Below are 26472 nucleotides of genomic sequence, written 5' to 3' on the forward strand. Positions count from 1 at the left end.
GTGCGGGGTGGCGAGAGCTTGTGGATAACTCGACGGCCCTGGTGGCCGCTTCTGTGACCATATCGCCATGGCCCCGCTCTCCCGTTCCCCTCGTCGCTTCCGCGGAGATGCCCGCTTCGCGGTGGGCATCGTGCTCGTCCTGGCGTCGATGGCCGGCGTCTGGTTCGTCCTCACCTCATCCGATCAGGCGACGCCGGTGCTTCAGGCGCAGCGCACGATCGTCCGCGGAGAAGTCCTCCGCGCCTCCGACTTCGCGACCGTCGATGTGGCGCTGGGGGCCGTGTCCGACGAGTACCTCCGGCCAGACCAGCTCGACACGGGCCAGGTCGCGGCCCGGACGCTGTCGGAGGGCGAGCTGGTGCCCAGGACGGCGATGACGACGGCAGCGGACAGCCGTACGACGACGGTCGTCGTCGCGAGCAGCGTGGGCCTTCCCGAAGACGTGGAGGCCGGAACCGAGGTCGAGATCTGGCAGGCGCCCCTGCGCGAGGACGGGCGCTCCTATGACGAGCCCCGCATCCTCGTCGGAGACGTCGTCGTGCGTGCCGTCCTCGATCGGGAGGGGCTCCTGGCGGACACCACCGCGGAGCTGGAGATCGTGATCGACCGGAGCGATGTCGCGGCGGTCCTCGCCGCGGTCACCGGCGGTGCGGCACTCTCCGTGGTCCCGGTCGGGGCAGGGTCGTGAGCGTCGTCCTCATCGCGGTGGCCGCGCCGCGGGCCGACGAGCTGGTCGCCGAGCTGGAGTGGGAGGGCGTCTCGGCCGCCAGCATCCCCTCCGCCTCCGCGGCGATGATCACATCTCGTCTGCATCCGGAGGTGGAGGCCGTCGTCGTTCCCGCGAGCAGGGCTGTGCTGACCACCGACCTGCTGTCCACGTGCGACCGCGCCGGCATCCGCGTCCTCACACTCGGAGGCGCGGACGGTCGCGCCGCGATACGGATGGGCCTCGCCCCTCCCCTGCGCGCGGATGCAGCGGGGTGGGAGATCGCGGCGGCACTGTCCGCCGACCTTCAGCCCGGCGCCCCGGCTCCGTCGGCTCCGTCCCGGGTCATCGCCGTCTGGGGTCCGCACGGGGCGCCGGGGCGGTCGACGGTCGCCGTCCAGCTCGCCGTGGAGCTGGCGCGCCGCGGACGCCGGACGGCGCTGGTCGATGCGGACACCGTGGCCCCCGCTCTCGCGCTGCTCCTCGGGATGGACGATGACGCCCCGGGCCTCGCCGCCGCCTGCCGTCGCGCCGAGGCCGGCGCGCTCGATCCGGCGGAACTGACCCGCCTCTCCACCCGCCTCGCAGCCGGAGGTGCCGAGGTCGATGTGCTGGCCGGGCTCAACCGCCCCAACCGCTGGCCGGAGCTGTCCGAAGCGCGGGTCCGGGCGACGCTCTCCCTCTGCCGGACATGGACGGAGGAGACCGTCGTGGACGTCTCGGCCGCCGTCGACGCGGACGAGGAGGCGACCTACGACGTGGTCGGCCCGCGGCGGCACGCGGCGACCGTCGCAGCGCTGAGCGAGGCGGACCGGGTCGTGGCGGTGGCGGCAGCGGATCCGTTGGGGATCAGCCGATTCCTCCGCGACCACGCCGAGCTCCGGCGCCTCGTGGGCCAGACGCCGGTGACGGTGGTCGTGAACCAGGTCCGTCCCGGCCCCCTCGGCCTCGATGCCCGGAGTCAGATCCGTCGCACGCTGGAGCGGTTCGCCGGGCTCACCGACATCGTCTTCCTTCCCCTGGATCGGCGCGCCGTCGACGCGGCTCTCCTCCATGCCCGGCCGATCTCGGACGTCGCGCCGCGGTCGGCGCTCGTCGCTGCCGTCCGTCGGCTCGCGGCCGGTCTCGAGCCGTCCGCCCCTCCGGCGACTACTGGCGGTAGCTCGACAGGAAGTTCCCGAGGCGCTCGACGGCTTCGCTCAGCACTCGCGGCTCTGGCAGGGTCACGAGCCGCAGGTGATCAGGCGTCGGCCAGTTGAACCCGGTGCCCTGCACGAGGAGGATGTGCTCCGAGACGAGCAGGTCGTAGACGAGTTTGGCGTCATCGCGGATCTCGTGCACGTTCGGGTCCAGTCGGGGGAACGCGTAGAGAGCGCCCTGGGGCTTCACGCAGGAGACGCCGGGAATGGCCTCCAACCCTTCCCAGGCGATGTCGCGCTGCTCGTGAAGACGCCCCGTCGGGGCGATGAGGGCGTCGATCGACTGGACTCCGGACAGCGCCGCCTGCACGGCATGCTGGGCAGGGACGTTCGGGCAGAGCCGGGTCGACGCCAGCAGGGTGATCCCCTCGATGAACCCCTTGGCATGGTCCTGGGGACCCGTGACGACCATCCACCCGGAGCGGTAGCCGGCGACGCGGTAGGTCTTGGACAGTCCGTTGAAGGTGAGGCAGAGAAGATCAGGGGCGAGAGTCGCCGTCGGGATGTGCACCGCGTCGTCGAAGAGGATCCGGTCGTAGATCTCGTCGGAGAGGATGAGGAGCTGGTGCTCCCGCGCGATCTGCACGAGTCCCTCCAGCACCTGCCGCGAGTAGACCACGCCGGTGGGGTTGTTCGGGTTGATGATCACGAGCGCCTTGGTGCGCGGGGTGATCTTCGACCGGATGTCCTCGAGGTCGGGCTGCCAGTCGTCGTCCTCGTCGCAGAGGTAGTGCACGGGGGTGCCGCCGGCGAGGCTCGTCATTGCCGTCCAGAGCGGGTAGTCGGGAGCGGGGATGAGGACCTCGTCCCCTTCGTCCAGCAGCGCCTGCATGGTCATGGTGATCAGCTCGGAGACGCCGTTGCCGAGGTAGACGTCGTCCGGATCGAAACGCGGGAACCCGTCGATCTCCTCGTACCGGCTCACGACGGCGCGGCGAGCCGAGATGATGCCCTTGCTGTCGCTGTAGCCGTGGGCCGTGGGGAGCGCGGCGAGCATGTCGTGCACGATCTGATGCGGGGCGTCGAACCCGAAGATCGCCGGATTGCCGGTGTTCAGCTTGAGGATCCGGTGGCCCTCTGCTTCCAGTCGCGCCGCCTCGACGAGGGCGTTTCCGCGGATCTCGTACAGGACGTTCTTGAGCTTCGACGACTGGTCGAAGGTGCGCGATGGTGTCATCGATCAAGCCTACAGGGACGAAAGGAGGGCCAATCCGCACGGACTGGCCCTCCTTCTCACCCGGGGGCTACTTCTTCTTCTTGCTCTGCGCGCGGCGCTGCTCGCGGTTGCCCGCGGCCGGGGCGCTCTGCTCCGTGCGCTGCCCGAAGGCCCCGCGCGGAGCCTCCTCGGGCTCGGCGGCCTGCGGTGCCTGAGCGCGCGCGGCGGCCTGACGCATCCGGTCGGTCGCGGCCTGCTGCACCTGGCCCCGGTCGTTGCGGACCTCGACCTCTCCGGCGTCGTTGGCGGCCGAGTACTCCAGCCTCTGCTCTCCGCCGTCGTTGGCGAGGCCCTTCGCCTCGACCTCCGCGGTCTCGGCGTCGCCCGCGCGACGGACCTCGACCTCGAGGTTGTAGAGGTAGCCGACCGACTCCTCCTTGATCTGGCCCATCATCGACTGGAACATCGCGTAGCCCTCGCGCTGGTACTCGATGAGCGGGTCACGCTGCGCCATCGCCCGCAGGCCGATGCCGTCCTTGAGGTAGTCCATCTCGTACAGGTGGTCGCGCCAGCGGCGGTCGAGCACCTGCAGGACCACGCGACGCTCGAGCTCGCGGGTCGCGGCCTCGCCCAGCGACTCCTCGCGCTTCTCATACGCGATCTTCGCGTCCGAGAGCAGCTCGCGCGTGAGACCCTCGGCGGTGATGCCGCCCTTGCGGCCTGCGGCCTCGGAGACGACCTCGTCGATCGTGACGCTCACCGGGTAGAGCGTCTTCAGCTCGGTCCAGAGGGCGTCGAAGTCCCAGCTCTCGTTGTGTCCCTCGCCGGTGTGATCGCGCACGACGCCGCTGATCGCGTCCTCGATGAAGTGCTGCACCCGGTCGGCGATGTCGTCGCCCTGGAGGATCTGTCGACGGTCGGCGTAGATCGCCTCACGCTGACGGTTGAGGACGTCGTCGTACTTGAGGACGTTCTTGCGCATCTCGGCGTTGCGGGCCTCGACCTGCGACTGCGCGCTGCGGATCGCGCGGGACACGAGGCCCGACTCGATCGGCACATCGTCCGGGAAGTTCGTGCGGGCCAGGATCGCCTCGGCGGCACCCGACTGGAACAGACGCATGAGGTCGTCGGTGAGGCTCAGGTAGAAGCGGCTCTCGCCCGGGTCGCCCTGACGGCCGGAACGACCGCGCAGCTGGTTGTCGATGCGGCGCGACTCGTGGCGCTCGGTGCCGAGCACATAGAGGCCACCGGCCTCGATGACCTTCTCGGCCTCCTCCTCGACGACCTTCTTCATCGCCTCGTAGGTCTCGTCCCAGGCGACCTCGTACTCCTCCGGCGTCTCCACCGGGTCGAGCCCCTTCGCCTTCAGCTCCTGCACCGCGAGGAACTCGGCGTTACCACCGAGCATGATGTCCGTGCCTCGACCGGCCATGTTCGTCGCGACCGTCACGGCACCGAGCCGACCGGCGCGGGCGACGATCTCCGCCTCGCGCGCGTGGTTCTTCGCGTTGAGGACCTCGTGCTTGACGCCCTTCTTCGCGAGCAGCCGCGACAGGTATTCGCTCTTCTCGACGCTGGTGGTGCCCACGAGCACGGGCTGACCGCTCGCGTGGCGCTCCGCGATGTCCTCGACGACCTGCGCGAACTTCGCCGCCTCGTTCTTGTACACGAGATCCGGCTGGTCCTTGCGGATCATCGGCCTGTTCGTGGGGATCGGGATGACGCCGAGCTTGTACGTCGACATGAACTCGGCGGCCTCGGTCTCGGCCGTACCGGTCATGCCGGCGAGCTTGTCGTAGAGGCGGAAGTAGTTCTGCAGCGTGACGGTGGCGAGGGTCTGGTTCTCGGCCTTGACCGGCACGCCCTCCTTCGCCTCGATCGCCTGGTGGATGCCCTCGTTGTAGCGGCGGCCGACGAGGATACGGCCGGTGTGCTCGTCGACGATCATGACCTCGTCGTTCATGACGACGTAGTCGGTGTCCTTCTTGAAGAGCGCGAGCGCCTTGATGGAGTTGTTCAGGAACGAGATCAGCGGCGTGTTGGCCGACTCGTAGAGGTTGTCGATGCCGAGGTAGTCCTCGACCTTCTCGATGCCGGGCTCCAGGACGCCGACGGTGCGCTTCTTCTCGTCGACCTCGTAGTCCTCGCCGGCGACGAGCGTGCGCGCGATCTTGGCGAACTCGGCGAACCAGCGGTTCGCCTCACCGGACGACGGCCCGGAGATGATCAGAGGCGTGCGCGCCTCGTCGATGAGGATGGAGTCCACCTCGTCGACGATCGCGAAGAAGTGCTCGCGCTGGACGAGGTCCTCCTTACGCCAGGCCATGTTGTCGCGGAGGTAGTCGAAGCCGAACTCGTTGTTCGTCCCGTAGGTGATGTCGGCGGCGTACTGCTCGCGGCGCACGGCGGGCGTCTGCCCGGACACGATGATGCCCGTCGTCATGCCGAGCGCGCGGTAGACACGACCCATGAGCTCCGCCTGGTAGCTCGCGAGGAAGTCGTTCACGGTGATGACGTGCACGCCCTCGCCCGCGATCGCGTTCAGGTAGGCGGGGAAGGTCGCGACGAGGGTCTTGCCCTCACCGGTCTTCATCTCCGCGATGTTGCCGAGGTGCAGGGCCGCGCCACCCATGATCTGCACGTCGTACGCGCGCATGCCGAGCGTCCGCTTCGCGGCTTCGCGCACCGCGGCGAACGCCTCCGGCATGAGCTGGTCGAGCGTCTCGCCCTTCTCGTACCGGGCGCGCAGCTCGGCGGTCTCGTTGCGCAGCTCGTCGTCCGTGAGCTGGGAGATGTCCTCCTCGAGGGCGTTCACCGCCTTCACCACCTGGTTCAGACGGCGGATGATCCGCCCCTCACCTGCACGCAGCAGCTTCTCAAGAGGATTCGCCACGGATGTCATCTCCCTGTCATTGGGTCATTCGCCGGTCGTCGCGAGGCGAGCGACAGGCATGCTTTGCCATGTTACCGGGCTGTGACCTCCACGTCGCCTGCAAGGGCGGCCGCCGCGCCGCGTCAGGGAAATTGCCGGGTATGCATATACTCGGCACTGCTTTCCATCCACCATCCTCGGGAGACCGGTCATGTCCGTACGCCAGAGCCTGCTCGCCATCCTCGATCAGGGCCCCTGTTACGGCTACCAGCTGCGCCACGAGTTCGACCGCCGGACCGGGTCGACCTGGCCCCTCAACGTCGGCCAGATCTACAACACCCTGGAGCGACTCGAGCGCGACGGCCTCGTCCAGCGCGGGGAGGCCGACGACCACGGCCATGTCTACTGGCACATCACCGCAGCGGGCTCGGCCGAGGCGGCGCGCTGGCTCGCCGCCCCGGTGCTCCGCGCTCCGGCGACGCGCGAGGAGCTCGCCGTGAAACTCGCGGTCGCCGCCACGCTGCCCGGAGTGGATGCCGCGACCATCCTCCGCAGCCAGCGGGACGCCTCACAGCAGCGGCTGGACGAGCTGCGCCGCACGCCCTCCCCCGGGCTCGCGGCGGGCAGCCCCGAGGACCTCGCGTGGTCGCTCGTCCTCGACTCCCTCATCTGCGCGGCGGAAGCCGAGCTCCGCTGGCTCGATCAGGCGGAGGCGCGGCTCGCGCAGCACCCGCACCCCGAGATGGCGCTGGAACTGACCACCGAACGGCCCAAGAGGGGACGTCCGGCGAAGGCGACGCCGTTGGCCGTCGGCGGCGAGGACGCCGTCGCGGTGCCCGCCTGAGCTCCGCGGCGGGCCGTTCGCCTGAAGCGGATGCTCAGCCCGCGCGGGTGCCGGGGAAACTAGGATCGGCACATGGCTGGATTTTGGGGTAGACGCAAACGCGAACAGGAAGAACTCGCCGCGCAGGACGCGGACCTCGCCCGACGCGCGGAGCAGGCACTCGTCGCCGCCGACGAGCGGATCCGCACCACCTCCGACGAGCTCGTCTTCGCGGAGGCCGAGCTCGGCGAGTCCCTGACGTCCGACCTCAAGGCCGCGCTGCTGTCGGTCCGGACGCACCTGCGGGAGGCGTTCCAGCTCCACCAGCTCAACCACGACGAGATCCCGGACACCGATGAGGAACTGCGCACGCGGAACGCGCGGATCCTGCAGCTCTGCGACTGGGCCCAGGACCTGCTCGACGAGAAGACCACCGTGCTCGCGGAGTCGGTCGCGAAGGTGCGGCGAGCGCCCGAGATCATCGCGCAGGTGCGCGCCGACGCGGAGGCTCTGAGCGCCCGCATCCCGCAGACGGACGAGACCGTGTCCCGGCTGTCCGCCCGCTACTCCGACTCCGCCATGCATCAGATCACCGCGAGCGCCGCCGAGGCGGAGCAGCTGATCCGCTTCGCCACCCACAGCGCCGACATCTCGGAGCGCCGCCGTGCCGCGAAGCAGAACGAGGAGGCGAACCTCGCACTGGAGACGGCCACCGAGGCGACGCGCCGCGCCGGCGCCCTGCTCGATGCCGTCGAGGACTTCGAGATCGAGGCGCTGCGCGCCGAGTCGACGCTGGCCGAGGTCATCGCCGACTCCCGCAACGACCTCATCGCCGCGCGGACCGCTCCTTCCACGCCCGCCGTGGCGGAAGCCGTCGCGCGGCTGCAGGCGGCTCTGGCCGCGCTCACCCCCTCCGGGCAGCCCAACGACCCGTTCGCCGAGCTCTCCCAGCTGCGCGAAGCGAACGCGGGCCTCGACCAGGCCATCGCCACGGCGCGACACCGGGCCGAGAACCCCCTGCCGTCCATCGCACAGGTGCAGCACGCGATGGACGACGCCGACCGGCAGCTCGGCGTCGCTCGCGGCCTCATCGCCGGCCACCGCGGATGGATCGGCGCCGACGCCCGCACCCGTCTGGCCGAGGCCGAGCGGCTCCGGGTCGACCTGCCGGCTCTCCTGCCCGCCGAGGAGACGCGCGAGGCGGCCCTGGCGCAGGCCCGCAGGGTGGCCCACCTCGCCGCGGAAGCTCTCCAGCTCGCACAGCGGGACATCGACTCCTCGCGCCCGCAGGACCAGGACTGGGGCGGGGGCTGGGGCGGCGGTCCCCGTCGCGGCGGCGGCATGGGCGGCGGCGACCTCGCCTCCGGTATCCTCGGCGGGCTCGTCATCGGCAGCCTCCTGGACGGCATCTTCGACTGACGCCCCCCGAGCTTCACACGGGAACGGCCCGATCCCCGCAGGGATCGGGCCGTTCTCGGTCCTGTCAGGAGGCGAGCGCCTCAGCGGGCGGAGCCTGCGTGCTGAGGGCGATGACACCGTAGTCCCAGCCCTTGCGGCGGTAGACCACGCTCGGGTGGTCGGTGCGCGCATCGACGAAGAGGAAGAAGTCGTGCCCGACGAGCTCCATCCGGTCGACGGCCTCCTCCACCGTCATCCACTCCGCCTCGAAGCTCTTCGTGCGGATGACGACCGGGGAGTAGTCCTCCTCCTCCTCGCTCTGCACGGGGATGCTCCCCGTCGCCACGGCGTGCAGCACCTCGGCGGAGGCGGGCTGCACGTCGATGCCCTCGAGCGAACCGCTGCCCTTCTCGAAGTGCGGGCCTCGCGGATGCTGTCGTCCGTCGACGCGCTTCTCCTTCGCGCGGCGCAGCTGCTCGGTCATCTTGTCGATCGCGAGGTCGAGCGCCACGAACTTGTCGCCGTCGACCGCTTCGGCACGGACCACGGGGCCCTTCCCGACGAGCGTCAACTCGACCGTCTCGTCCGGGACCCGACCGTTGCGGTAGACCCGGTGCGTGACCTTCACGTCCAGGCGTTGCGCCTTGGCGGCGAGTGTCTGGATCTTGGCGATCTTCTCTTCGACGACGGTGCGGAAGCGATCGGTGATGCCCACTCCGACGCCCACGATGCTCGTTTCCATTGCTGCCTCCTTGTCCCGGTCCACCCGGCCAAGGGCGGACCGTGGTCGCCTTGTGACACCCCACCGTAGTCCGACCCGCGGCCGATGTCACGGCCCGAGGCCCTGTGTCTCCGGTGAGTCTGCAATGAACCTCATCCGGATCGGGCCGACATCGGCGTGGCGGCGAGCGCGACGACCCCGGCGACGACGAATCCGGCGGCGACGAGGGCGCGGCTGGCCTCGTCGAGCGTGGCCCCCGTGGTCACGACGTCGTCCACCACGATCGCGGGTGCGCCGAGCCCTCGTCGGCGTGCGCGCATCGCGCCCCGGAGATTGTCGGCCCTCGCGACGGCAGACAGCTCGCGCTGGTCCCGCACCTGACGGGTGAGAGCGAGGACGCGCTGCGGCTCCGCACCGGCGGACCGGACGAGGAGCTCAGGCACGCGGTAGCCGCGCCGACGGAAGGCTGCCCGCGAGGTAGGGACGGGGATCACCCAGACTCCCGGTCCGACAGCAGGGAGGAGGACGGCGGAGAGGGCGGCGCCCAGCGGTCGTCCCAACGCGGTCTGCCCCGCTCCTTTCAGACGCCGGATGCAGGAAGCGGCCGGACCGTCCAGGTCGAGGGCGGCGCGGACCCGCAACCCGCCCGGGGTCCGCACGTCGCGCGGCCTCGCGGTGAGCGCGACCCGGCAGCTGTCGCAGAGCACGATGCCGGGCCGGTCGCATCCGGCACAACTCGCCGCGAGCAGCAGCGCCCCGGTCTCCGCGGCGAGCGCGCCCACCCGTGTCGTGAACCCCATGTCGAGATCCTGCCGTCAGGCGCGTGCCCCCGAGAGCCATCCCCTTGTGGCGGGACTCGATCGGCGCCGAGGCCGTTCCGTGCAGGAGAGGTCATTCGCCGGTTCGTGTGGCCAGGACGGAGACGCCTTCCGTCACCTCCCGCCACGCCGATCCCGCGTGCGCGAACAGCTGCCCCGAGGTGTCCAGGATGCGCACACCCGCCGGAGTGCGGGCACCGGCGATCGACGCCGCATTGCTGGGTGCACTCTCGGCCGAGCCCGGTCCGCCGACCGGCTGCACGATCAGACGGGGCGTCGTGGAGTCTGTGAGCACGGCCAGCCGATCGGGCCCCAGCCAGACGAGCCCCGTCGACGGCTCGGTGAGCTGGAGCAGCTGTCGCACCTCACCGAGCTCTGTGGGCACACCGGCGCCGTCCCGGACGACCGCCGCGACGACCACCCAGAGCTGGCCGCCGACCCGGACGACAGCCGCGAGCCTGGCGCCGTCGGCGGCGACCCGCAGATCGGAGATGGACGAGGCGTTCGGCCACGCGCCGGCGACCTCGTGTCCGACCACATCGGGGCCGACGGCGAGCACCGCCTGCGGGGCTGACGCGGGCACCGACCACACGTAGCCGTAGGGGTCGAGGGACGGCTGCACGAGGCCGGACCGGGCATCCAGCTCGTTGCGTCCGTTCTCGGTCGCGAGGTACACGTGGCCGTCGTCGAGCTGCAGCGCTGCGGTCGCGTCGTCCGCGGCCACGTCGATCGCCTCGATCGGCTGCGTGACCGCCTGGATCTGCGCGCTGATCCCGGGGATCGACGCGATCTCGTCACCGACGATGCGACCGAACCTGCCGTCCTTCAGCACGAGCGTCCCCGGCTCCGACGGGGTGCTGATGACATCGACGACCCCCGCGTCGAGCGCGCGGCCGTCGACGCTGAAACGCACCTGCGTGACGTTCACGCCCGCGGCCTTCAGCGTGGCCTGCAGCTGGGTGCGCATCCGGGCCAGCGTGGTCTCGTCCAGGCTCGCCGCGGGTCGGGTCAGCGCCACCTCGGCCGCCTGCCCCGTGATGAGCACCGCGTCCTGTGCCAGTTGGACGTCGGCGGGGAACGCCGTCTGCACGGCCGGATCGAGCCACTCCGCCGGAGTACCGCTGACGAGGGCCTGCGTCACGGTCGTCGCCGGGCTCTGGCGTCGCGGGAACCACCGCATATCCGGGACGAGTCGGGACCAGCGCGCGTCGAACCACTGCAGCGAGTACCCCTCGAACACATTCGGGAACCGGCTCTGGTCGATCACCACGCCGTCGGGCGCCTCGGTGATCCGCCACTCGCCGTCCTCCCCCCTCGCGAGCGCGAACGGCACGCTCGAGTCGCCGGGGGCACCGCTGTACGCCCCGGAGTCGTCCACGCTGGCGACCAGCTCGAGGAGGACCTGCACCTCGGCCTCCTCAGCGTCCTCCACCTGGTCGTCGGGGACGTTCGAGCTGAGGGTGCGGGCCTCGGGACCAGCGTCGATGGAGACCCCCGCCGATGGTCGCCAGCTGCGCTGCAGAGAAGGCGCCAGGAACTCCCGAGCCGTCGCCCAGTTGTCCGATGTCGTGATGCCGGCTTCGAGGAACCCCTCGACGATCTCCTCGGGGCCCGCCCCCGCGACGGGACCGGAAGCCACGGGGAGCACGTCGACGTCGTCCGGGGACTCCCCCAGCTGGAGACCGACCGCGACGTCGCCGCTCGTCGGCAGGCCGGCGCACGCGGGAAGCAGCAGCGCGACCAGCGCCAGTGCGGCGCCACGGACGAATCGGCTCCTCGCGCGCGGGCTCATGACTGGTCCTTCCCGTCGAGCAGATCGGAATAGGTCTCGGCGATCGAGATCGGCTGCGTCGCGTCGCCGAGTTCTGTGAGGGGCTCCTGCGGCTCCACCGAGATCGGGCTCGGGCCGTCCAGCACCCGGTCGTGGCGGGGAATGGTCAGCACGAAGTGCGAGCCCACCCCCAGCTCCGACCACACGGCGAGGGTGCCGCCGTGCAGGGTGGCGTCGCCGAGGGCGATCGACAGGCCGAGCCCCGTGCCCCCGATGGTGCGCTGCCGCGACGGGTCGGCGCGCCAGAAGCGATCGAACACGCGTTCCGCGTCTCCGGGGTCCATCCCGAGCCCGAAGTCGCGCACGCCCGCGGCCACCGCGTGCTGGTTGCTGTCGACCGTGACGACGACCGGACGCCCTTCTCCGTGCTCGATCGCGTTGCCGATCAGGTTCCGCAGCACGCGCCGCACACGACGCGGGTCCATATCCACCGGCGAGTAGCCGCCGGGCGCCACCAAGCGGATCTCCGTGCCATGCCCTTCCGCAAGAGGTCGCATCTGCTCGATGATGTCCTCTGCGAGTTGGGCGAGACTCGTCGCCTCCAGCTCGAGCTGCACGGACCCCGCGTCGTACCGACTGATCTCCAACAGGTCGGCCAGCAGCGTGTCGAACCGCTGCACCTGCGCGTGCAGGAGCTCGGCGGTGCGGGCGGTCGTGGGGTCGAACTCGTCGCGCTGGTCGTTGAGCATGTCGGCGGCGAGGCGGATCGTCGTCAGCGGGGTCCTGAGCTCGTGTGAGACGTCGGACACGAAGCGCTGCTGCACCATGGAGAGCTCGCCGAGCTCCTTGATCTGCGCCTCGATGCTGTCGGCCATGGCATTGAAGGAGCGCCCCAGCGTCGCGAGCTCGTCCTCGCCGTGCACCTCCAGCCGCACGCCGAGATCGCCCGCCGCGAGCCGCGCACTCGTCTCGGCCGCCTGGACGATCGGGGTGGACACGGTCCGCAGCACGATCCAGGAGATGGCCGCGACGATGGCCACCAGCCCGATGCCGGCGATCCAGAGGGTGCGCTGCACGAACACGAGGGTCTGGTCGGCGTCGGCGAGGTCGTAGGCGAAGTAGATCTCGAAGGTCCCGGCCTGCGGCACCTGGAGCTGCTGCCCCACGACGATGCCCGGCACGACGCCGCCGTCCTCCGTGGGCAGGGCGACGGACTGCCACGCCTGCCGGTCGTCGAACTCGCGGACCCTGGCCTGCAGCTCGGGGCTCAGCAGATCCGGCGTGAGCCCGGCGGTGAAGCCGTTGAGCCGGACCGTCCCCGAGCCGTCCTGGATCTTGAAGCCGGCGAGCAGGTCGGCGCTCGACGTGCGCGAGAGGGTGTCGGGGATGCCGTTCCACAGATCGGTGAGCGCGGCGGGGTCATCGCCCACCTCCGCCACGTCCAGGAGGGACTGCGCCTGGTCCACCGCGCGCCGTGCGTCCTCCAGGGCCACATTCTTCCGCGACACGAAGAGGTCGTTCTGGATGACCAGCGCCATCGTGACGCACGTGATGAGGATCGCCAGCGACGTGGCGACGAGGGTGATCGCGAGGGTGCGGAACCGGAGCGAGCGCCGCCACAGCGCCGCCAGCACGTCCGGCCAGCCGCGCCAGTCGCGGAGGACGGCGACGGCCGTGGTCGCAGTCGTCGCGGCCATGGGGTCCCTAGGTGACGCTGCCGGCGCGGTAGCCGACGCCGCGGACCGTCATGACGATCTTGGGGTTGTCCGGGTCGAGCTCGACCTTCGCCCGCAGCCGCTGCACGTGCACGTTCACGAGCCGGGTGTCCGCCTTGTAGTGGTAGCCCCAGACCTGTTCGAGGAGCATCTCGCGGGAGAACACCTGCTGCGGCTTGGAGGCGAGGGCCACGAGAAGCTGGAACTCGAGCGGCGTGAGGGCGATCGGGGTCGTCCCGCGGCGCACCTCGTGCGCGTCCACGTCGACGGTGAGGTCGCCGATCCGCAGCTGCTCGCTGGAGGCCTGCGGCGTCGGGCGCAGCCGGGTGCGGATGCGGGCCACGAGCTCCTTCGGGTTGAACGGCTTGACCATGTAGTCGTCGGCGCCGACCTCGAGGCCGCGGACGACGTCCGCCGTGTCGCTGCGCGCCGTCAGCATGATGATCGGCACACCCGACTCGGCGCGGATGCGCGTGCAGATCTCGATGCCGTCCATTCCGGGGAGCATCAGGTCCAGGAGCACCAGGTCGGGGCGCTGCGCGCGCCACTCGTCGACCGCGCGCGCACCGTCCGCGCAGAACACCGGCTCGAATCCCTCGGTGCGCAGCACGATGCCGATCATCTCGGCGAGCGCGGTGTCGTCGTCGACCACAAGGATGCGTGAGGTCATAACTGTTACCTTATGGCACCGAGTCCCGCCCTCCGCAGGTCTGCGCCTCAGTGCCCGGATATGACACGATGGGAGCGCACGACGGAGGGAGGCCCGTGAGCGGCCAGACGTGGACCCCAGCTCCCCGGAAGGGCATCATCCCCCTTCATCCGCTGACGTTCGGCATGCTGCTGGGCAAGGCCTTCGCGGCGCTGCGGCACAACCCGAAGGTCCTGTTCGGGTTCGCCGTCGTCATCCAGCTCATCGTCGTCGTCGCCACCGCCGGGGTGATGGGGCTCGTCCTGTTCTCGACGTTCTCCCGGCTGGAGACGGTCTCCCCCTCCTCCCCCGACTTCGAGGCCGTGTTCGCCGGCACGATCGCCATCAACCTCATCGCCGGCCTCGTCGTCGGGCTCGCCTCCGTCGCGTTCACCGCGATCATGCAGGGGGTGGTGGCCGCCGAGGTCGGCTACGCGACGGTCGGCGTCAAGGCCACGCTGCGGATGCTGTGGCGCCGCATGGCCCCGGCGTTCTGGCGGCTCGCCGGCTTCGCGTCCCTCTCCGTGCTCGCGCTCTTCGGCGGCCTCGCGATCGTCGCGGCCGTCATCGCCGCTCTCATCGCCGGCGGTCTCGGGGCCACCCCGGAGATGATCGGCATCGTCGTGCTCGTCGTGGTGCTCCTGGCCCTGGCGGCGATCCCGCTCACGGTCTGGCTGTCGACCAAGCTGCTGCTCGTCCCGTCGATCCTCGTGCTGGAGCGGGCCCGCTTCCGGGAGGCGTTCGTGCGGTCGTGGCGCCTGACCCGCGGCCGGTTCTGGGTCGCGTTCGGCGTGACCTTCCTCATCAGCCTCATCATGGGCCTGGCGATGCAGGTGGTCAGCATCCCGACCGCCATGTTCTCCTCGTTCCTCGGGACGGTCATCGCCCCGACCGGGTCCAGCGAGCCGAGCGCCGTCATCGCGTACGTCTTCGCCCTCCTCGCCCCGCAGGTGCTGCTGCTGATCCTGCAGGCGATCACCATCGTCGTGCAGAGCACCGGCGGCGTGCTCGTCTACCTCGACTGCCGGATGCGCTACGAGGGACTCGACCAGACGCTCCTCTCCCACGTGGAGCGCCGCGACCTCGGTGTGCCCGAAGACCAGCTCGGCGACCCGTTCGCGATCGATCCCGCCCGTGCGGTCACCAGCGCTCCCCCGCCCCGGCAGGTGCCGGAGCACGTGATGATGTCCCAGGGCTACGGCTCCCCGGCGTACGGCGGGCCCCCCGTGGCGCCGATGCCGTTCCCGGGGGCGGCGGGTCCTCTCCCGACCTCTCCCGCGCCGACCGCGTTCGCCCCTCCGCCGCCGCCCGCACCGGCCCCTCCCGCCCCGCCGTCCGCCGAGGACGCAGCCGGATGGACGGCGCCGGGCAGCACCCCGCCGTCATGATGCGACGGTTCGACGACGTCTTCGTCCCGGACGGGGACGAAGCGCGACGCTGGGCCGAGGAGGAGCTGTCCAATCCGCGGTACGCGGACGCGAAGCCCACGTGGTTCGACCTCCTCGCCCGCGACGTGATGCGCTTCCTCGCCGATCTCTTCAGCGGGGAGAACGGGGCGAGCGTCGGCCCGGCCGCACTCATCGTGGTCACGGTGCTCATCGCCGCGGCTCTGGTCACCGCGCTGATCGTGTGGGGACGCCCCCGACGCTCGAGAGCGATCCGGCGCGCGCACGGCGACCTCCTCGGCGCCGCCGACGACCGCAGCGCGGCACAGCTCCGCGCCGACGCCGAGCGCAGCGCACGCCAGAGCGATTGGGACGCCGCGGTCGTGCTCCACTACCGCGCGATCGCCCGCAGCCTGCTCGAGCGCGACCTCATCGATCCGGCGCCCGGAGCGACGGCGCAGTCCCTCGCCCGGTCCGCGAGCGCGGTCTTCACCGACGAGGCGGACGCCCTGCGGCGGGCCGCCGCGTCCTTCGACGACGTGCGCTACCTACGGCATCCCGCCACGGAGGACGACTACCGGCACCTCGCCGCGACGGACGAGCGCCTCCGCGCCCACCGCCCCGAGGGGGTGCCCGCGTGACGACGATCGCATCGGACGAGATCGCCGTCGACACCACCGCCGAGCGCCCGCGGCGTCGGACCGCCTCTCTCCTCGGGTGGCTCCTCGTCGCGGCGCTCGTGGTCGCGGTCGCCCTCGCAGCCTCCCAACTCGCGGCAAGCGGCCCCGGCGCGCGGGGCACCCTCGATCCGGAGAGCCGGTCCGGCACCGGCGCCCTGGCCCTGGCCGAGCTGCTGCGGGACCAGGGAGTCGAGGTCGAGGTCGTCCGCTCGCGGGCCGCGGCAGCCGCCGCCCTCGACGAGGACACCACGCTGGCCCTGACCAACCCCTACACGCTCTCCGACGACGCCCTGGCGGATCTCCTCGCGCCGGCCGACCGCGTCGTCATCCTCTCCACAGGCACGCATCTGCTGGCCGAACTCGCGATCGGCGAGAACGCGTCGGGTTCGGCCGCGCCGAGAACAGCCACCTGCGCGGTCCCCGAGTTCGCCGAAGTCGGCGCCATCCGCCCTGATCGGCTCTTCTCCCCCGCAGACGACGTGACCGGGTGCTTCGGCGAGGACGATGCCGCGGCCGTGCTCGTCGACGAGAGGGACGGTTACCGCGCGGTGGTCGAGGGTGTGAAGCTGTTCAGCAACGCGGCCCTCGCCGAGGACGGCAACGCCGCGCTCGGACTCGCCCTGCTCGGGCAGACCGACCGGGTCGTCTGGTACGTCCCGTCGTTCGAGGACACCGACATCGAAGGCACCACCCCCGACACGCTCGGGAGCCTCACCCCGGACTGGGTCACCCCGGCGATCCTGCTGCTGCTCGCCGCGGGCCTGGCCGTCGCGCTCGCCCGCGGCCGACGTTTCGGCCCGCTCGTGGCCGAGACCCTTCCGGTGACCGTCCGCGCGTCAGAGACGATGCACGGACGCGCGCGGCTGACGGCCAGGGCCGCGGACGCCCCGCACGCCGCGGACGCACTGCGGGAGGGCACTCGTAGGCGACTGGCCCGACGACTCGGGTTGGCTGTGCACGCGGACGCGGACGAGATCGCCGACGCCGCCGCCGACCGTCTCCGGATCCCGCGCGGCACGCTGCAGAGCCTGCTGGCGGGACCTCCGCCCACCGACGACGCCGCCCTCGTCGCGCTCGCCCGTCGCCTCGACGAGCTCGAGACCGCCGTGGAGACGAGCGCGCAGTCCCCGCGGAGCGGCACATGACCATCCGTCCGCCCCACACCCCTTTCCCGACCGAAGCCGAGGAGACCCCGTGACCGACGAGAACAGTCCCGCCGACGACGCCGCGCTGCGACAGGCCATGCACCGCGTCCGCACCGAGGTCGACAAGGCGGTGGTCGGCCAGGCCGGCACGGTCACCGGCCTGCTCGTGTCGCTCCTGGCGCGCGGCCATGTGCTGCTGGAGGGTGTTCCCGGCGTGGCGAAGACCCTGGTCGTGCGGTCGTTCGCCCGGGCTCTCGGGCTCGACACCAAACGCGTCCAGTTCACGCCCGACCTGATGCCCGGCGACGTCACGGGGTCCCTCGTCTACGACGCCAGGACCGGGGAGTTCGACTTCCGCGCGGGCCCCGTGTTCACGCACATCCTGCTCGCGGACGAGATCAACCGCACGCCCCCGAAGACCCAGGCGGCGCTCCTGGAGGCGATGGAGGAGCGACAGGTCTCCGCGGACGGCGTCAGTCGCGCGCTGCCCGACCCGTTCCTCGTCGCCGCGACGCAGAACCCCGTCGAGCACGAGGGGACCTACTCTCTGCCCGAAGCCCAACTCGACCGCTTCCTGATGAAACTCGTCGTCGGCATGCCGGAGCGCGACGCCGAGGTGTCCGTGCTCCGGCGCCATGCCCAGGGCTTCTCGCCGCGCGACCTCACGGGTGTGGAGGCCGTGATCGGCGCCGACGAGATCCGCGCCGCCCAGCGGGCCGCCGCCCGGGTCGAGGTGACCGACGACGTACTCGGCTACGTGGTCGACCTGGCCCGCGCGACCCGCCACTCCCCCTCCGTCAAGCTCGGGGCGAGCCCCCGCGCCTCGACGGGACTGCTCGCCGCGGCCAAGGCCTGGGCCTGGCTCAACGCCTCCACCGCCGTGACGCCGGACCACGTGCAGACGATGCTCGTCCCGGTCTGGCGGCATCGTCTCCAGCTCCGTCCTGACGCGCAGATGGAGGGCGTGTCGGCGGACGCCGTGCTGACATCCGTGGTGCAGCAGACCCGGGTGCCGATCTAGGTGTTCGTCTCGGGCCGTCTCGCCGTCGCCCTCGCCGTCGGCATCGTGCCGCTGGTCCTCACCGGGCTGGCGGGGTTTCCGCCGTATGCGGTGCTGGGCGGGTGGATCGGGCTGTGCCTCCTCCTCGTGGCCGTCGACGTCGTCCTGGCCGGCGACCCGCGCGCGGCGACCGTCACCCGTCGCGTCCCGTCGCGCGCCCGGCTCGGCGAGCAGGTGCCGGTCAGCGTGGCGGTGCAGAACCGGGGGACGCGGACGCTCGACGTCCTGCTCCGCGACGCGTGGCAGCCCACCGCGGGAGCGCCGTCGGAACGGCAGCACCTGCGCATTCCGCCCGGGGAACGGCGGCGCGTGGACATCCCCCTCCGCCCGAGACGCCGTGGCGAGCTCGTCAGCGCCTTCGTCGTGCTTCGTTCCCGCGGTCCCCTGGGGCTCGCCGGCCGACAGGCACTGCACCCCGTCCGTGGCGCGATCCGTGTGCTGCCCGCCTTCTCCTCGCGCAAGCATCTGCCTTCGCGGCTGGCGCGGCTGCGGGAGCTCGATGGGAACACCAGCATCCAGGTCCGGGGACAGGGCACCGAGTTCGACTCTTTGCGGGAGTACGTGCGAGGGGACGACGTCCGCTCCATCGACTGGCGGGCGACGGCACGAGCGGGGACGACGATGCTGCGCACCTGGCGCCCCGAGCGCGACCGGCATGTGGTCCTCATCGTCGATACCGGGCGCACGGCCGCAGCCCGGGTGGGCGACGGCACACGACTCGACGCGGCGCTGGAGGCCGCGCTCCTGCTCTCCGCGCTCGCGGCACGGGCAGGCGACCACGTGCACCTGCTCATGCACGACAGGGTGACCAGGGCACGGGTGACCGGGGTGGACGGCGCGGCGCTCCTGCCGGCTCTCACCGACGCCATGGCTCCGGTGCACGCCCGCCTCGTCGACACCGATTGGCATGGGGCCTTCGCGGCGGTGCGGACGCTGACCACGCGTCCTTCTCTTCTCGTCGTGCTCACGGCGCAGGACGCCGCCGAGTCGGCACGGGGCTTCCTCGGTGCCTTCCCTGACGCCTCACGGGCCATGACGGTGCTGGTCGGTTCGGTCACGGACGACGGCATCGCCGCCCTCACCCGCGCGCGGGAGTCCCGGGAGGACGTTTATCTCGCCGCCGCCGCCGAGCGCACGCTCCGGGACGCCGAGAACGTCGCGGACGCGATCCGCCGCGCCGGTGGCGAAGCCATCGCCGCGGACCCCGAGGACCTCCCGCCGCGGATCGCCGACCGCTACCTCGAGCTCAAGGCGGCGGGGCGGCTCTGACGGCGGTCGCCGTGCCTCAGCCCGCCACGAGCCGCGGCGTGCCGGACTCGTACTCGACGAGGTCACCGGTCTCGCCGCGGCGATAGGCGCGCCTGCCGATCACGAGCGTGTAGATGAGGAAGACCGCGAGGGCCGCGGCACCGATGCCGATCTTGACCGGCCAGGGCAGTGCCCATCCGGTGACGAACCCCTCGACCAGCCCGGAGAGGAAGAGCGCGAACACGAGCCCGAGGGCGACGGTGGCCAGCGCCCTGCCCTCCTCCGCGAGCGCCTCGCCGCGGGTGCGGTGGCCCGGCGCGACCCAGGCCCAGAACATGTGCAGGCCGGCGGCCGCGGCGACGAAGATGCACGTCATCTCCAGCATCCCGTGGGGAAGGATGTACAGGACCATGAGGTCGGCCTTGTCGTGGATCGCCATGATCGCCCCCGACGTGCCCAGCCCCATGGCGTTCTGCACGAGCATGTAGACGGGCCAGATGCCGGTCACCCCGAACAGCACGCACTGCATCGCTATCCAGGCATTGTTCGTCCAGACCATCCCCATGAACACCGCTGCGGGGTTCTCGGTGTAGTAGCCGGTGAAGCTCTCGTCGGCGTACTGCTCCAAGGCGTCCGGTGGACCGAGCGTGGCGACGAGCGCCGGGTCACCGGCGATCCACGCGGCCGTGCCGACGGCGACCGCCACGAAGGCGAGCGCGATGACCAGGGTCGTCCGACGCAGGCGGTAGAGCGCCGCGGGGAGCTGGAGGCGGAAGAACCGCGACGTCTGGGTGAGGATGCTGTCCGCGGCCCCCGTGAGCCGGAGCCGCGCACGCACGAGGATCGTGGAGAGGTAGGCGCCCTGCGGGGACTCCCCGACCGACGTCTTCAGTTCCGCGAGGTCGGCCGATGCGGCACGGTAGCGCACGATGAGCTCGTCGACACCGGCACCGTCCAGGCGGGCACGGCTGAGGGTGTCCAGCCGTTCCCATTCGGACCGGCGCGCATCGGTGAGGGCATCGGCATCCACCTGATTTACTGTACTCATGTCCGCGCAGATCGACGTCTCCGACGAGGTGCTCTCCGGCGAGGCGGTCGCGATCGACGTCCAGCCGGTGGGGTTCCTCCTCCGGGCGGCCGGCGCCGTCATCGACATGCTGCTGGGCTACGCCGTCTTCGTCGGGTCGATCTTCCTTCGCATCTGGCTTCTCGACATCGGCGTGCTCGACACCGCCACCGACCGCATCGCCCTCGTGGCCTCCCTCGTCATCAGCTTCGTGATCCTGCCGATCACGATGGAGGTGGCGCTGAAGGGACGCAGCCTCGGAAAGCTCGCCGTCGGCGGCAGGATCGTACGGATGGACGGCGGAGCGGCCGGGTTCCGCCACGCGTTCATCCGCGCCCTGCTCGGCGTCCTCGAGATCTATCTCACCTTCGGCGGCCTCGCCGTCCTGGTCGGGGCCTTCACGGCGCGTTCCCAGCGCCTCGGCGACCTGGTCGCCGGCACGTACAGCCAGCGGGTACGCACCCCGCAGCTGGTCACGCTCGCCCCGACGCTGCCTCCGGCGCTGACGGCATGGGCGCAGGTCGCCGACGTGGCGCGGCTTCCTGATCGGCTCGCCCGCCGCATCTCCCAATTCCTCGTGAGCGCCCCGCGCATGCTCCCGGCTGCTCGGGAACGCGTGGCCCGCGACCTGCTCGCCGAGGCCGCACCCTTCCTCTCCCCCGTACCGGCGGCGCCGCCCGAGCTCGTGCTGGTCGGCGTCACCGTCCTCCGCCGCGAGCGCGAACGCCGCGCGCTGGACAACGCGGATCGACGTGCGGAGCGACTGACGGGTCGCCGTCTGGGCGCCTGACCACCTCGCCGGTCGCGTCGGTCAGGCGCGCAGGGCCTCGTGGCGGACGACCAGCCATCCCGCAGGGACGGAGAGGCGGTCCGCATGCGGCGCACAGAGGTCGTGCGCCTGCGGATCGTTCGCCGCACCGAGCGGCCCGAGCGCGGCCATCTGATCCCCGTAGTCATACGTGAGGGTGGCCACGGCCTCGCGCGCGCAGCCGACCTTCGAGCACAGTCGTCCGTCCATCTCCGTCAGCGTACGGCGCCTCCCGGCGGCGGCGGGGCTGCCGCGCCGGGAGCCGCCACAGCGCCTAGACTTTTCGGCATGCCCCGTCGCCGTTCCGTCCCCGCCGCCACCGCTCGCCGCGGTGCCAGGCACGGCCGGCACGGTCGTCTCGGACGCAGCGAAGTCGTGAAGCCGCCGCTTGCCCCGTTGGACGGCCGCATCGATCGCTTCGACCTCACCGTGGGCACAGCGGTCGAGTTCCTGCGCGGGACGTGGCCGGAACTCCAGGACGTCCGATTCGAGATCGGTGCGCTGCCGACGTACGACGCCGACGGCGAGGTGCCGCGTTGGCACCTCGACCGCGATCAGCGGAGGATCGTCCTCTTCCGGATCCCGATCGAGCGGCTGCTCCCGCCGGGACACGACGACGCCGCGCATCGACGGATGGCGATCGAGAGTGCCGTCTTCCGTGCGGCGGCGGAGTACGTCGGCCGGGAACCGTGGGATCTCGGCCACGGCCGCTGACCCCGCCCGTCAGGGGTAGACGGTGATCGACGCCTCGACCCCCGGCGACGGCGGGACCGGAAGCACGGCGAGGGCGCCGGGCGCCGTCATCGCGACGGCGGCGTGCACCTCTCCCTCCGGACGGAGCACGTAGGTCGTGTCCGCTGCGACGTCGAGGCCACGGGTCTCCCCCGCCGGGATGACGATCTCCTGCGGCGAGCCCCCGTCGATGGTCGAGAGGGAGACGGTGGTCTCCTCATCGGACGTGTTGGCCAGCTGCAGCCGCGGGGACGGACCGGACGGCACGGCGAAGGCGACCTCCGCGTCGATCTCCGGTGCGGGGGTGACCCACGCGAAATCGGAGTCCGCTCCGAAGCCGTCCTGCTGCCGCACCCCGGCGACGACGGGGGCATCGGCCTCGATCTCCACGGTGTAGGTCCCCGGCTCGAGACCGCTGAGCGAGACCTGCGCGGGCTCGTCGGCGGTGAGCGGCACCGTGAACGCGTCCAGACCGGCACCACCCCCCTCGGCGGTCACACGGACCTCGGCGAGCGCGTCCGCTCCGGGCGCGAGCAGACGCAGCACCGTCATGTCGCCCTGGTCCCCTGCTGCCGCGAAGGCCTGCACGCCGGGGAGCACGACGTGCTGCTGCGGGCCCGACACCGCTTCCTGCTGGTCGGCCCCGACCGGGTCGAGCACCTGCATCAGCGCCGACTGCAGAACGGCGCGGACGGGCGCTCCGACCGCACTCACCTTGACGACGGGGACGTCGTTGCCCGCAGCGATGGACGTCAGCGGCAGTGCCGTCTGCGTGCGCGGCGGGACGATGACCGTCCGTCCGCCGCGGGCCGATCCGTAGACCGCGAGCGTCACGGTCGCGGGGACGTCGGCTGTGTTCGCGAGGAGGACGACGTCCTCGGCTCCGGTGCCCACGGACCCGCCGACGAGCCACGACTCGAGCCGAGGCACTCCGCAGGGTGAGGCGGCGAAGCCGGCGAGGTCCTCCGCGGCGAGAGTCGACGACTCGGCGCCGGCGATGAGCGGTGCTGACCGCCCCACGACGGCTCCGGTGAGCACCGGCACCTCCTGCCCGTCCACGAGGTCAGGCACCGCGAGCCCCGTCTGCGACGGGACGCCGTTCGTGCCTCCCGCTGTGAGCTCGGGAGTCGCCGCCCGGCGCATCTCCGACGGCGCGGCCGTGTTGCGACCGAGCGCGCGGAAGTCGCCGGCGCACACCAGGACGCTGTCTCCGGGGAGCGGGGTCACCCGCTCCTGCGCCGGCTCGTGCGTGACGGTCGGCCAGGGGGCGTGCACGGCGGTCGCGACGCCCAGCACACAGGCGGCGGCGACCACGACGCCGGTGACGACCCGTGCGCTGGTCGCGGCGACGCGGAACGCGCGAGTGCCCGTCATCGGTGGTCCTCCTCGGAGCTGGTGCTTCCCTGGTGGTCGGCGGACGAGACATCCGGCCGGTCCTCCTCGCCGTCCGCCGTCGGGCGGGGGTCTGCACCGTCGTCAGCGGGTTCGGCGTCGGCGATCGGGGCGAGTGCCTCGTCGGCGAGCGCGGGTTCGTCCTGCGGGTCCTCGACGGTACCGACCGGCGGCACGACGGCCGCGTCCGGCACCGAGTCCTCCGCGTGGCGTGGCAGGACCAGAGGTTCCTCCGGCGCCCTGCCGACGATCCTCGACTGCGCTCTGGCGGCCCGACGCGACGCGCGCGTCGGGATGGACAGGAGCAGCGCGGCGAGCACGACGAGGAGCTGCAGCGTCACGACGACCCTGGCGGTCCCCTCCTGCGTCGCGCTCAGCGCTGCCGGCTCCGCCGGCTCGCCCTCGAGGCGCCAGAGGACCCCGCGGTCCGTCGAACCGGCCTGCACGAGGCCCGCCCGCTGGTCGATCGCGGCGACGGAGGCCGTGCGCAGGGTGCGTGCGCGATCCCCTTCGCCCGGTACCTCGGCGAGGAGGACGTAGCTGATCCCCTGCGCGAGGAGCTGCGCCGGCGCGTCGAAGTCGCGGGCGGAGATGAGATCGACGGCGAGGACGGCGAGGTCCGTCCCCTGCGGTTCGACCGCCGTGGAGAGCATCGTCGTCTGCGCTCCCAGGGTCTCGCTCGCGCCGCGCACCACCTCGACGGCGAGACCGCCGTCGTTCTGCGGCGTGAGGATGAGAGTGGAGATCGGACGGTCCCCGGCCGCCTGCGCACGCACGTAGGCGGGCAGCGTGGATTCGGGGCCGTTGGTCAGCGCGGAACGGTCGCCGTGGAACGCGGTGAGGGCGGGGACCGCGCACACCACCAGCGCGAGGGCGGCCAGTCCCGTGGCGGCCACGCGCAGTCGGGGAAGCGTGAGCGCCGTGTCCAGCGTGATCGTCGCCGCGCCGACGACGCCGATCCAGGCGAGGCTCAGACCGGTGCCCGGCCAGAGCGGGACCGCGGTCGCTCCTGCAGAGGCGACGCTGACACCGACGGCGAGGAACGCCGTGGCGAGTCCGCTGAGCGCGACGACCAGCAGGGTGATCCCCGCACGCCACCGGGGCGAGACGGCGGATCCCAGTGCGAGCAGCGCGAGCGGCGCGCACAGCAGCGCCGCCCAGGTGCCGGGAAGGACGGTCGCCCACCCTGCCAGATCGCTCGTGGGGAAGCCACCGGCGATCGCCAGGCGACCGGCGGCGTCGGCGGCCGCCTGCGGCCCGAGCCACGTCCGTCCGGGATCGGCGAGCAGACCGAGGGCCGTGCCGTGGGCGAGCTGCCAGAAGATCAGAGGAGCGAATAGCGCCGCGGTCGGCAGCGGGAGCCAGAGCAGGCGGCCGGCCCCGCGGAACTGCGCCGTTCCCAGCACGATCCCCAGAGCCACGACCCACAGCACCGCGAGCGCCGGAGCGAGGACCGGCGCGCAGGCGACGACCGCCGCCAGGAGCAGGGACGCGCTTCCGGCCGCGCCCCAGGAACGGTGGGCGACCACCGCCGAGTGGAACAGCCACGGGAGCAGCAGGTGGACGAGCACGGCGGAAGGCCGACCGTCCACGAGTGCGGTGAGGAACGTCGGCGCGAGCGCCCACGCGATGCCGGCGAAGATGCGCAGGCCGGCTCGGTCGGTGACGCGGGTCGCGGCGAACCATCCCCCGAGGACGGCGAGCGGCAGTGCGAGGATCCACAGCAGCACCATCGCGAAGGACGGCGCCCCGGGCCACAGCGAGCCCAGCACCGCGACGATCGCGGCGAACGGGTCCGCAGGGCCGACGAGGTCGATGCCGAGCCCGCGCATCCCCCACGCCGCGTCCTGCCACAGCGCGGCGACGGTCTCGCGCAGGGGCAGGAGGCCCCCGCCCCCCAGCGCCGGCCAGGCGAGGAGGCTGGTGAAGGAGGCGATGCTCACGACGAGCGCGGCCAGCACCGCCCAGGCCCCACCCCCGGAGAAGAAGCGGAGCTCGCTGACGGCACCGTGTTCGCTGCCATGACCGTCGTCGAGCCGGCGCCGCAGCTGCGCGGGGGTGACCCGCAACGGGGCGATGCTCGCCCAGGTGGAGGATCGGAACGAGCGGATACGGGCGCGCGATCGCGCCACGGCGCCGAAGCGGATCATCGCGAGGAGAGCCGCGCCCCACTCCGGGGACACCGCCTCGGGCCGCTTGCCGATGAGATGGGTGAGGGAACGCCACAGCGCGAGCGGCAGGAAGGTCAGCCAGTGCAGCGGCACGGCGGCCGCGGGCGCATAGGCGAGGCGCCGATGGAGCTGGGCGAGACGGGTGACGAATGCCCTCCGGGCTCGTCCTGCCGGTAGCGCCGCCGGACCATCCGGGGCCGCGGAGACCCTCGCAGCCGGGGCGAGGACCACACGCCCGCCTCCGAGCCGCGCGCGGACGCCGAGGTCGAGGCCCTCGTCGGCACCGCCGAGGGCGGGGTCCGGCCGCAGCGCGTCGCGCACCTCGCCGCGGATGAGCAGGCCGCGGATGTCCGCCCCGAGGGCGTCGTCCATCCGGTCGTGCTGTCCCTGGTCCAGCTCCCCGGCGGCCAGCTCGACCGAGCGGCCGAAGGTGGTCATGCTCACGCCGAGGGAGACGATCTCGCGCTCGTTGTCGGTGGCCACGAGCTTCGGAGCGACGATCGCCGCGGACGGGGAACGCTCCAACATGCCCGTGAGCCGTTCCAGCGCCCGCGGGTGCGGCGCGGTGTCCTGCGCGAGGATCCAGATCGCCGATCCGTCGAGGACGCGTGGACGCGCCAGCTCGAGGGCCTCGGCGAACGAGGTCGACGACCGCGCCTCGATGATGCCCTCGACGGTGGCGGCGACGGCGTCGCTCTCCCGTGCTGTGGTGGCGTCGCCGCAGATGATCAGCGTGACGGCCGCGGGCGGGAGCGTCTGGGAACGGACGGCGTCGAGCGTGCGGAGGAGCTGGGCGCGGGCGGAGGGGCCGGGGCGCGCGACGATGAGGGCATGAACTCGGGCTGGCATGACGTGGTCAGCCTATGCGGGGCGTCAGTCCAGGAAGCGCACCGCTCCCGGCGCGCCCACGAAGCCGCG

The 26472-nt window shown here is 71.9% G+C and carries 22 protein-coding genes; 11 read left to right on the forward strand and 11 right to left on the reverse strand.

The genetic code is table 11. The features are described 5' to 3' along the window. The first annotated feature begins 67 nt into the window (after positions 1-67). Together AB0N68_RS13460 and AB0N68_RS13465 are read left to right on the forward strand one after the other, a co-directional pair. The gene (locus tag AB0N68_RS13460) at positions 68-688 is read left to right on the forward strand and encodes an SAF domain-containing protein (RefSeq protein ID WP_280569538.1); all 621 of its coding nucleotides are present in this window, start codon (positions 68-70) and stop codon (positions 686-688) included. After that, positions 685-1965 (forward strand): CpaE/TadZ family protein, encoded by a 1281-nt coding sequence (locus AB0N68_RS13465; protein ID WP_280571712.1) that lies wholly within the window; start codon positions 685-687, stop codon positions 1963-1965. Before AB0N68_RS13460 ends, AB0N68_RS13465 begins: the two co-directional genes overlap by 4 nt. Here AB0N68_RS13465 and AB0N68_RS13470 read toward each other — a convergent pair. Next, a complete protein-coding gene (locus AB0N68_RS13470) occupies positions 1856-3082 on the reverse strand; it encodes a pyridoxal phosphate-dependent aminotransferase (protein WP_187663733.1) in 1227 nt (408 codons plus the stop codon). The genes AB0N68_RS13465 and AB0N68_RS13470 overlap by 110 nt on opposite strands. Positions 3083-3149: 67 nt before the next feature. Beyond that, entirely contained in the window at positions 3150-5954 is a 2805-nt protein-coding gene (gene secA, locus AB0N68_RS13475; RefSeq protein ID WP_187663732.1) for a preprotein translocase subunit SecA, read from the reverse strand. A 190-nt stretch (positions 5955-6144) separates the two neighbouring features. Between secA and AB0N68_RS13480 the strand changes: the two genes are divergently transcribed. After that, positions 6145-6777, forward strand: a complete 633-nt coding sequence (locus AB0N68_RS13480) for a PadR family transcriptional regulator (protein WP_280566171.1) — start codon at positions 6145-6147, stop codon at positions 6775-6777. A gap of 72 nt (positions 6778-6849) precedes the next feature. Further along, positions 6850-8175 carry a coiled-coil domain-containing protein gene (locus AB0N68_RS13485; RefSeq protein WP_187663730.1) on the forward strand — a complete coding sequence of 442 codons (1326 nt, stop codon included), beginning with the start codon at positions 6850-6852 and terminating at the stop codon, positions 8173-8175. 64 nt (positions 8176-8239) lie between these two features. On the opposite strand, the gene hpf is transcribed toward AB0N68_RS13485, so the two are convergent. From hpf to mtrA, 5 genes are all read right to left on the reverse strand, one after another. Continuing rightward, complete coding sequence (gene hpf / locus AB0N68_RS13490; protein ID WP_085607163.1) at positions 8240-8896, reverse strand: ribosome hibernation-promoting factor, HPF/YfiA family; 657 nt, start codon at positions 8894-8896, stop codon at positions 8240-8242. 131 nt (positions 8897-9027) lie between these two features. Beyond that, a complete protein-coding gene (locus AB0N68_RS13495) occupies positions 9028-9675 on the reverse strand; it encodes a ComF family protein (RefSeq protein ID WP_259953261.1) in 648 nt (215 codons plus the stop codon). Between the two features lie 91 nt (positions 9676-9766). Then, positions 9767-11485, reverse strand: coding sequence for an LpqB family beta-propeller domain-containing protein (locus AB0N68_RS13500; RefSeq protein ID WP_187663728.1), 1719 nt, complete (start codon positions 11483-11485; stop codon positions 9767-9769). Further along, positions 11482-13161, reverse strand: a complete 1680-nt coding sequence (gene mtrB / locus AB0N68_RS13505; RefSeq protein WP_280566175.1) for an MtrAB system histidine kinase MtrB — start codon at positions 13159-13161, stop codon at positions 11482-11484. The genes AB0N68_RS13500 and mtrB overlap by 4 nt, the downstream gene beginning before the upstream one ends. 7 nt (positions 13162-13168) lie before the next feature. Then, positions 13169-13849: an MtrAB system response regulator MtrA gene (mtrA, locus tag AB0N68_RS13510; RefSeq protein ID WP_025103044.1), complete on the reverse strand. Its 681-nt coding sequence runs from the start codon at positions 13847-13849 to the stop codon at positions 13169-13171. A gap of 95 nt (positions 13850-13944) precedes the next feature. Here mtrA and AB0N68_RS13515 point away from each other — a divergent pair, with 95 nt between their 5' ends. The 5 genes from AB0N68_RS13515 to AB0N68_RS13535 all read left to right on the forward strand — a co-directional run bounded on the left by AB0N68_RS13515 (position 13945) and on the right by AB0N68_RS13535 (position 19406). After that, positions 13945-15255: a glycerophosphoryl diester phosphodiesterase membrane domain-containing protein gene (locus AB0N68_RS13515; protein WP_280566179.1), complete on the forward strand. Its 1311-nt coding sequence runs from the start codon at positions 13945-13947 to the stop codon at positions 15253-15255. Then, entirely contained in the window at positions 15252-15893 is a 642-nt protein-coding gene (locus tag AB0N68_RS13520) for a DUF4129 domain-containing protein (RefSeq protein ID WP_280571710.1), read from the forward strand. Before AB0N68_RS13515 ends, AB0N68_RS13520 begins: the two co-directional genes overlap by 4 nt. Further along, positions 15890-17077, forward strand: coding sequence for a DUF4350 domain-containing protein (locus AB0N68_RS13525; RefSeq protein ID WP_280566183.1), 1188 nt, complete (start codon positions 15890-15892; stop codon positions 17075-17077). Before AB0N68_RS13520 ends, AB0N68_RS13525 begins: the two co-directional genes overlap by 4 nt. Positions 17078-17174: 97 nt before the next feature. Next, positions 17175-18098: an AAA family ATPase gene (locus tag AB0N68_RS13530; protein WP_280566260.1), complete on the forward strand. Its 924-nt coding sequence runs from the start codon at positions 17175-17177 to the stop codon at positions 18096-18098. Continuing rightward, positions 18099-19406: a DUF58 domain-containing protein gene (locus AB0N68_RS13535; protein ID WP_280566185.1), complete on the forward strand. Its 1308-nt coding sequence runs from the start codon at positions 18099-18101 to the stop codon at positions 19404-19406. A 16-nt stretch (positions 19407-19422) separates the two neighbouring features. On the opposite strand, the gene AB0N68_RS13540 is transcribed toward AB0N68_RS13535, so the two are convergent. Next, positions 19423-20415, reverse strand: coding sequence for a stage II sporulation protein M (locus tag AB0N68_RS13540; RefSeq protein WP_280566187.1), 993 nt, complete (start codon positions 20413-20415; stop codon positions 19423-19425). A 16-nt stretch (positions 20416-20431) separates the two neighbouring features. Between AB0N68_RS13540 and AB0N68_RS13545 the strand changes: the two genes are divergently transcribed. Further along, entirely contained in the window at positions 20432-21241 is an 810-nt protein-coding gene (locus AB0N68_RS13545) for an RDD family protein (RefSeq protein WP_259953233.1), read from the forward strand. A 21-nt stretch (positions 21242-21262) separates the two neighbouring features. Here AB0N68_RS13545 and AB0N68_RS13550 read toward each other — a convergent pair whose 3' ends face one another. Further along, positions 21263-21469, reverse strand: coding sequence for a DUF3499 family protein (locus tag AB0N68_RS13550; RefSeq protein ID WP_025103036.1), 207 nt, complete (start codon positions 21467-21469; stop codon positions 21263-21265). A 78-nt stretch (positions 21470-21547) separates the two neighbouring features. On the opposite strand from AB0N68_RS13550, the gene AB0N68_RS13555 reads away from it, so the two are divergent. Continuing rightward, on the forward strand, positions 21548-21973 hold the full coding sequence (locus AB0N68_RS13555) for a hypothetical protein (protein WP_280566191.1): 426 nt from the start codon (positions 21548-21550) through the stop codon (positions 21971-21973). A 9-nt stretch (positions 21974-21982) separates the two neighbouring features. Here the strand turns inward: AB0N68_RS13555 and AB0N68_RS13560 are convergent, their stop codons facing one another. Both AB0N68_RS13560 and AB0N68_RS13565 read right to left on the reverse strand, forming a co-directional pair. Further along, entirely contained in the window at positions 21983-23365 is a 1383-nt protein-coding gene (locus tag AB0N68_RS13560; RefSeq protein ID WP_280566193.1) for a DUF5719 family protein, read from the reverse strand. After that, positions 23362-26403: a glycosyltransferase gene (locus AB0N68_RS13565; protein ID WP_280566195.1), complete on the reverse strand. Its 3042-nt coding sequence runs from the start codon at positions 26401-26403 to the stop codon at positions 23362-23364. Before AB0N68_RS13565 ends, AB0N68_RS13560 begins: the two co-directional genes overlap by 4 nt. Between the last annotated feature and the right edge of the window lie 69 nt (positions 26404-26472).

The organism is Microbacterium meiriae, assembly GCF_040685015.1.
Classification (GTDB): Bacteria; Actinomycetota; Actinomycetes; order Actinomycetales; family Microbacteriaceae; genus Microbacterium; species Microbacterium meiriae.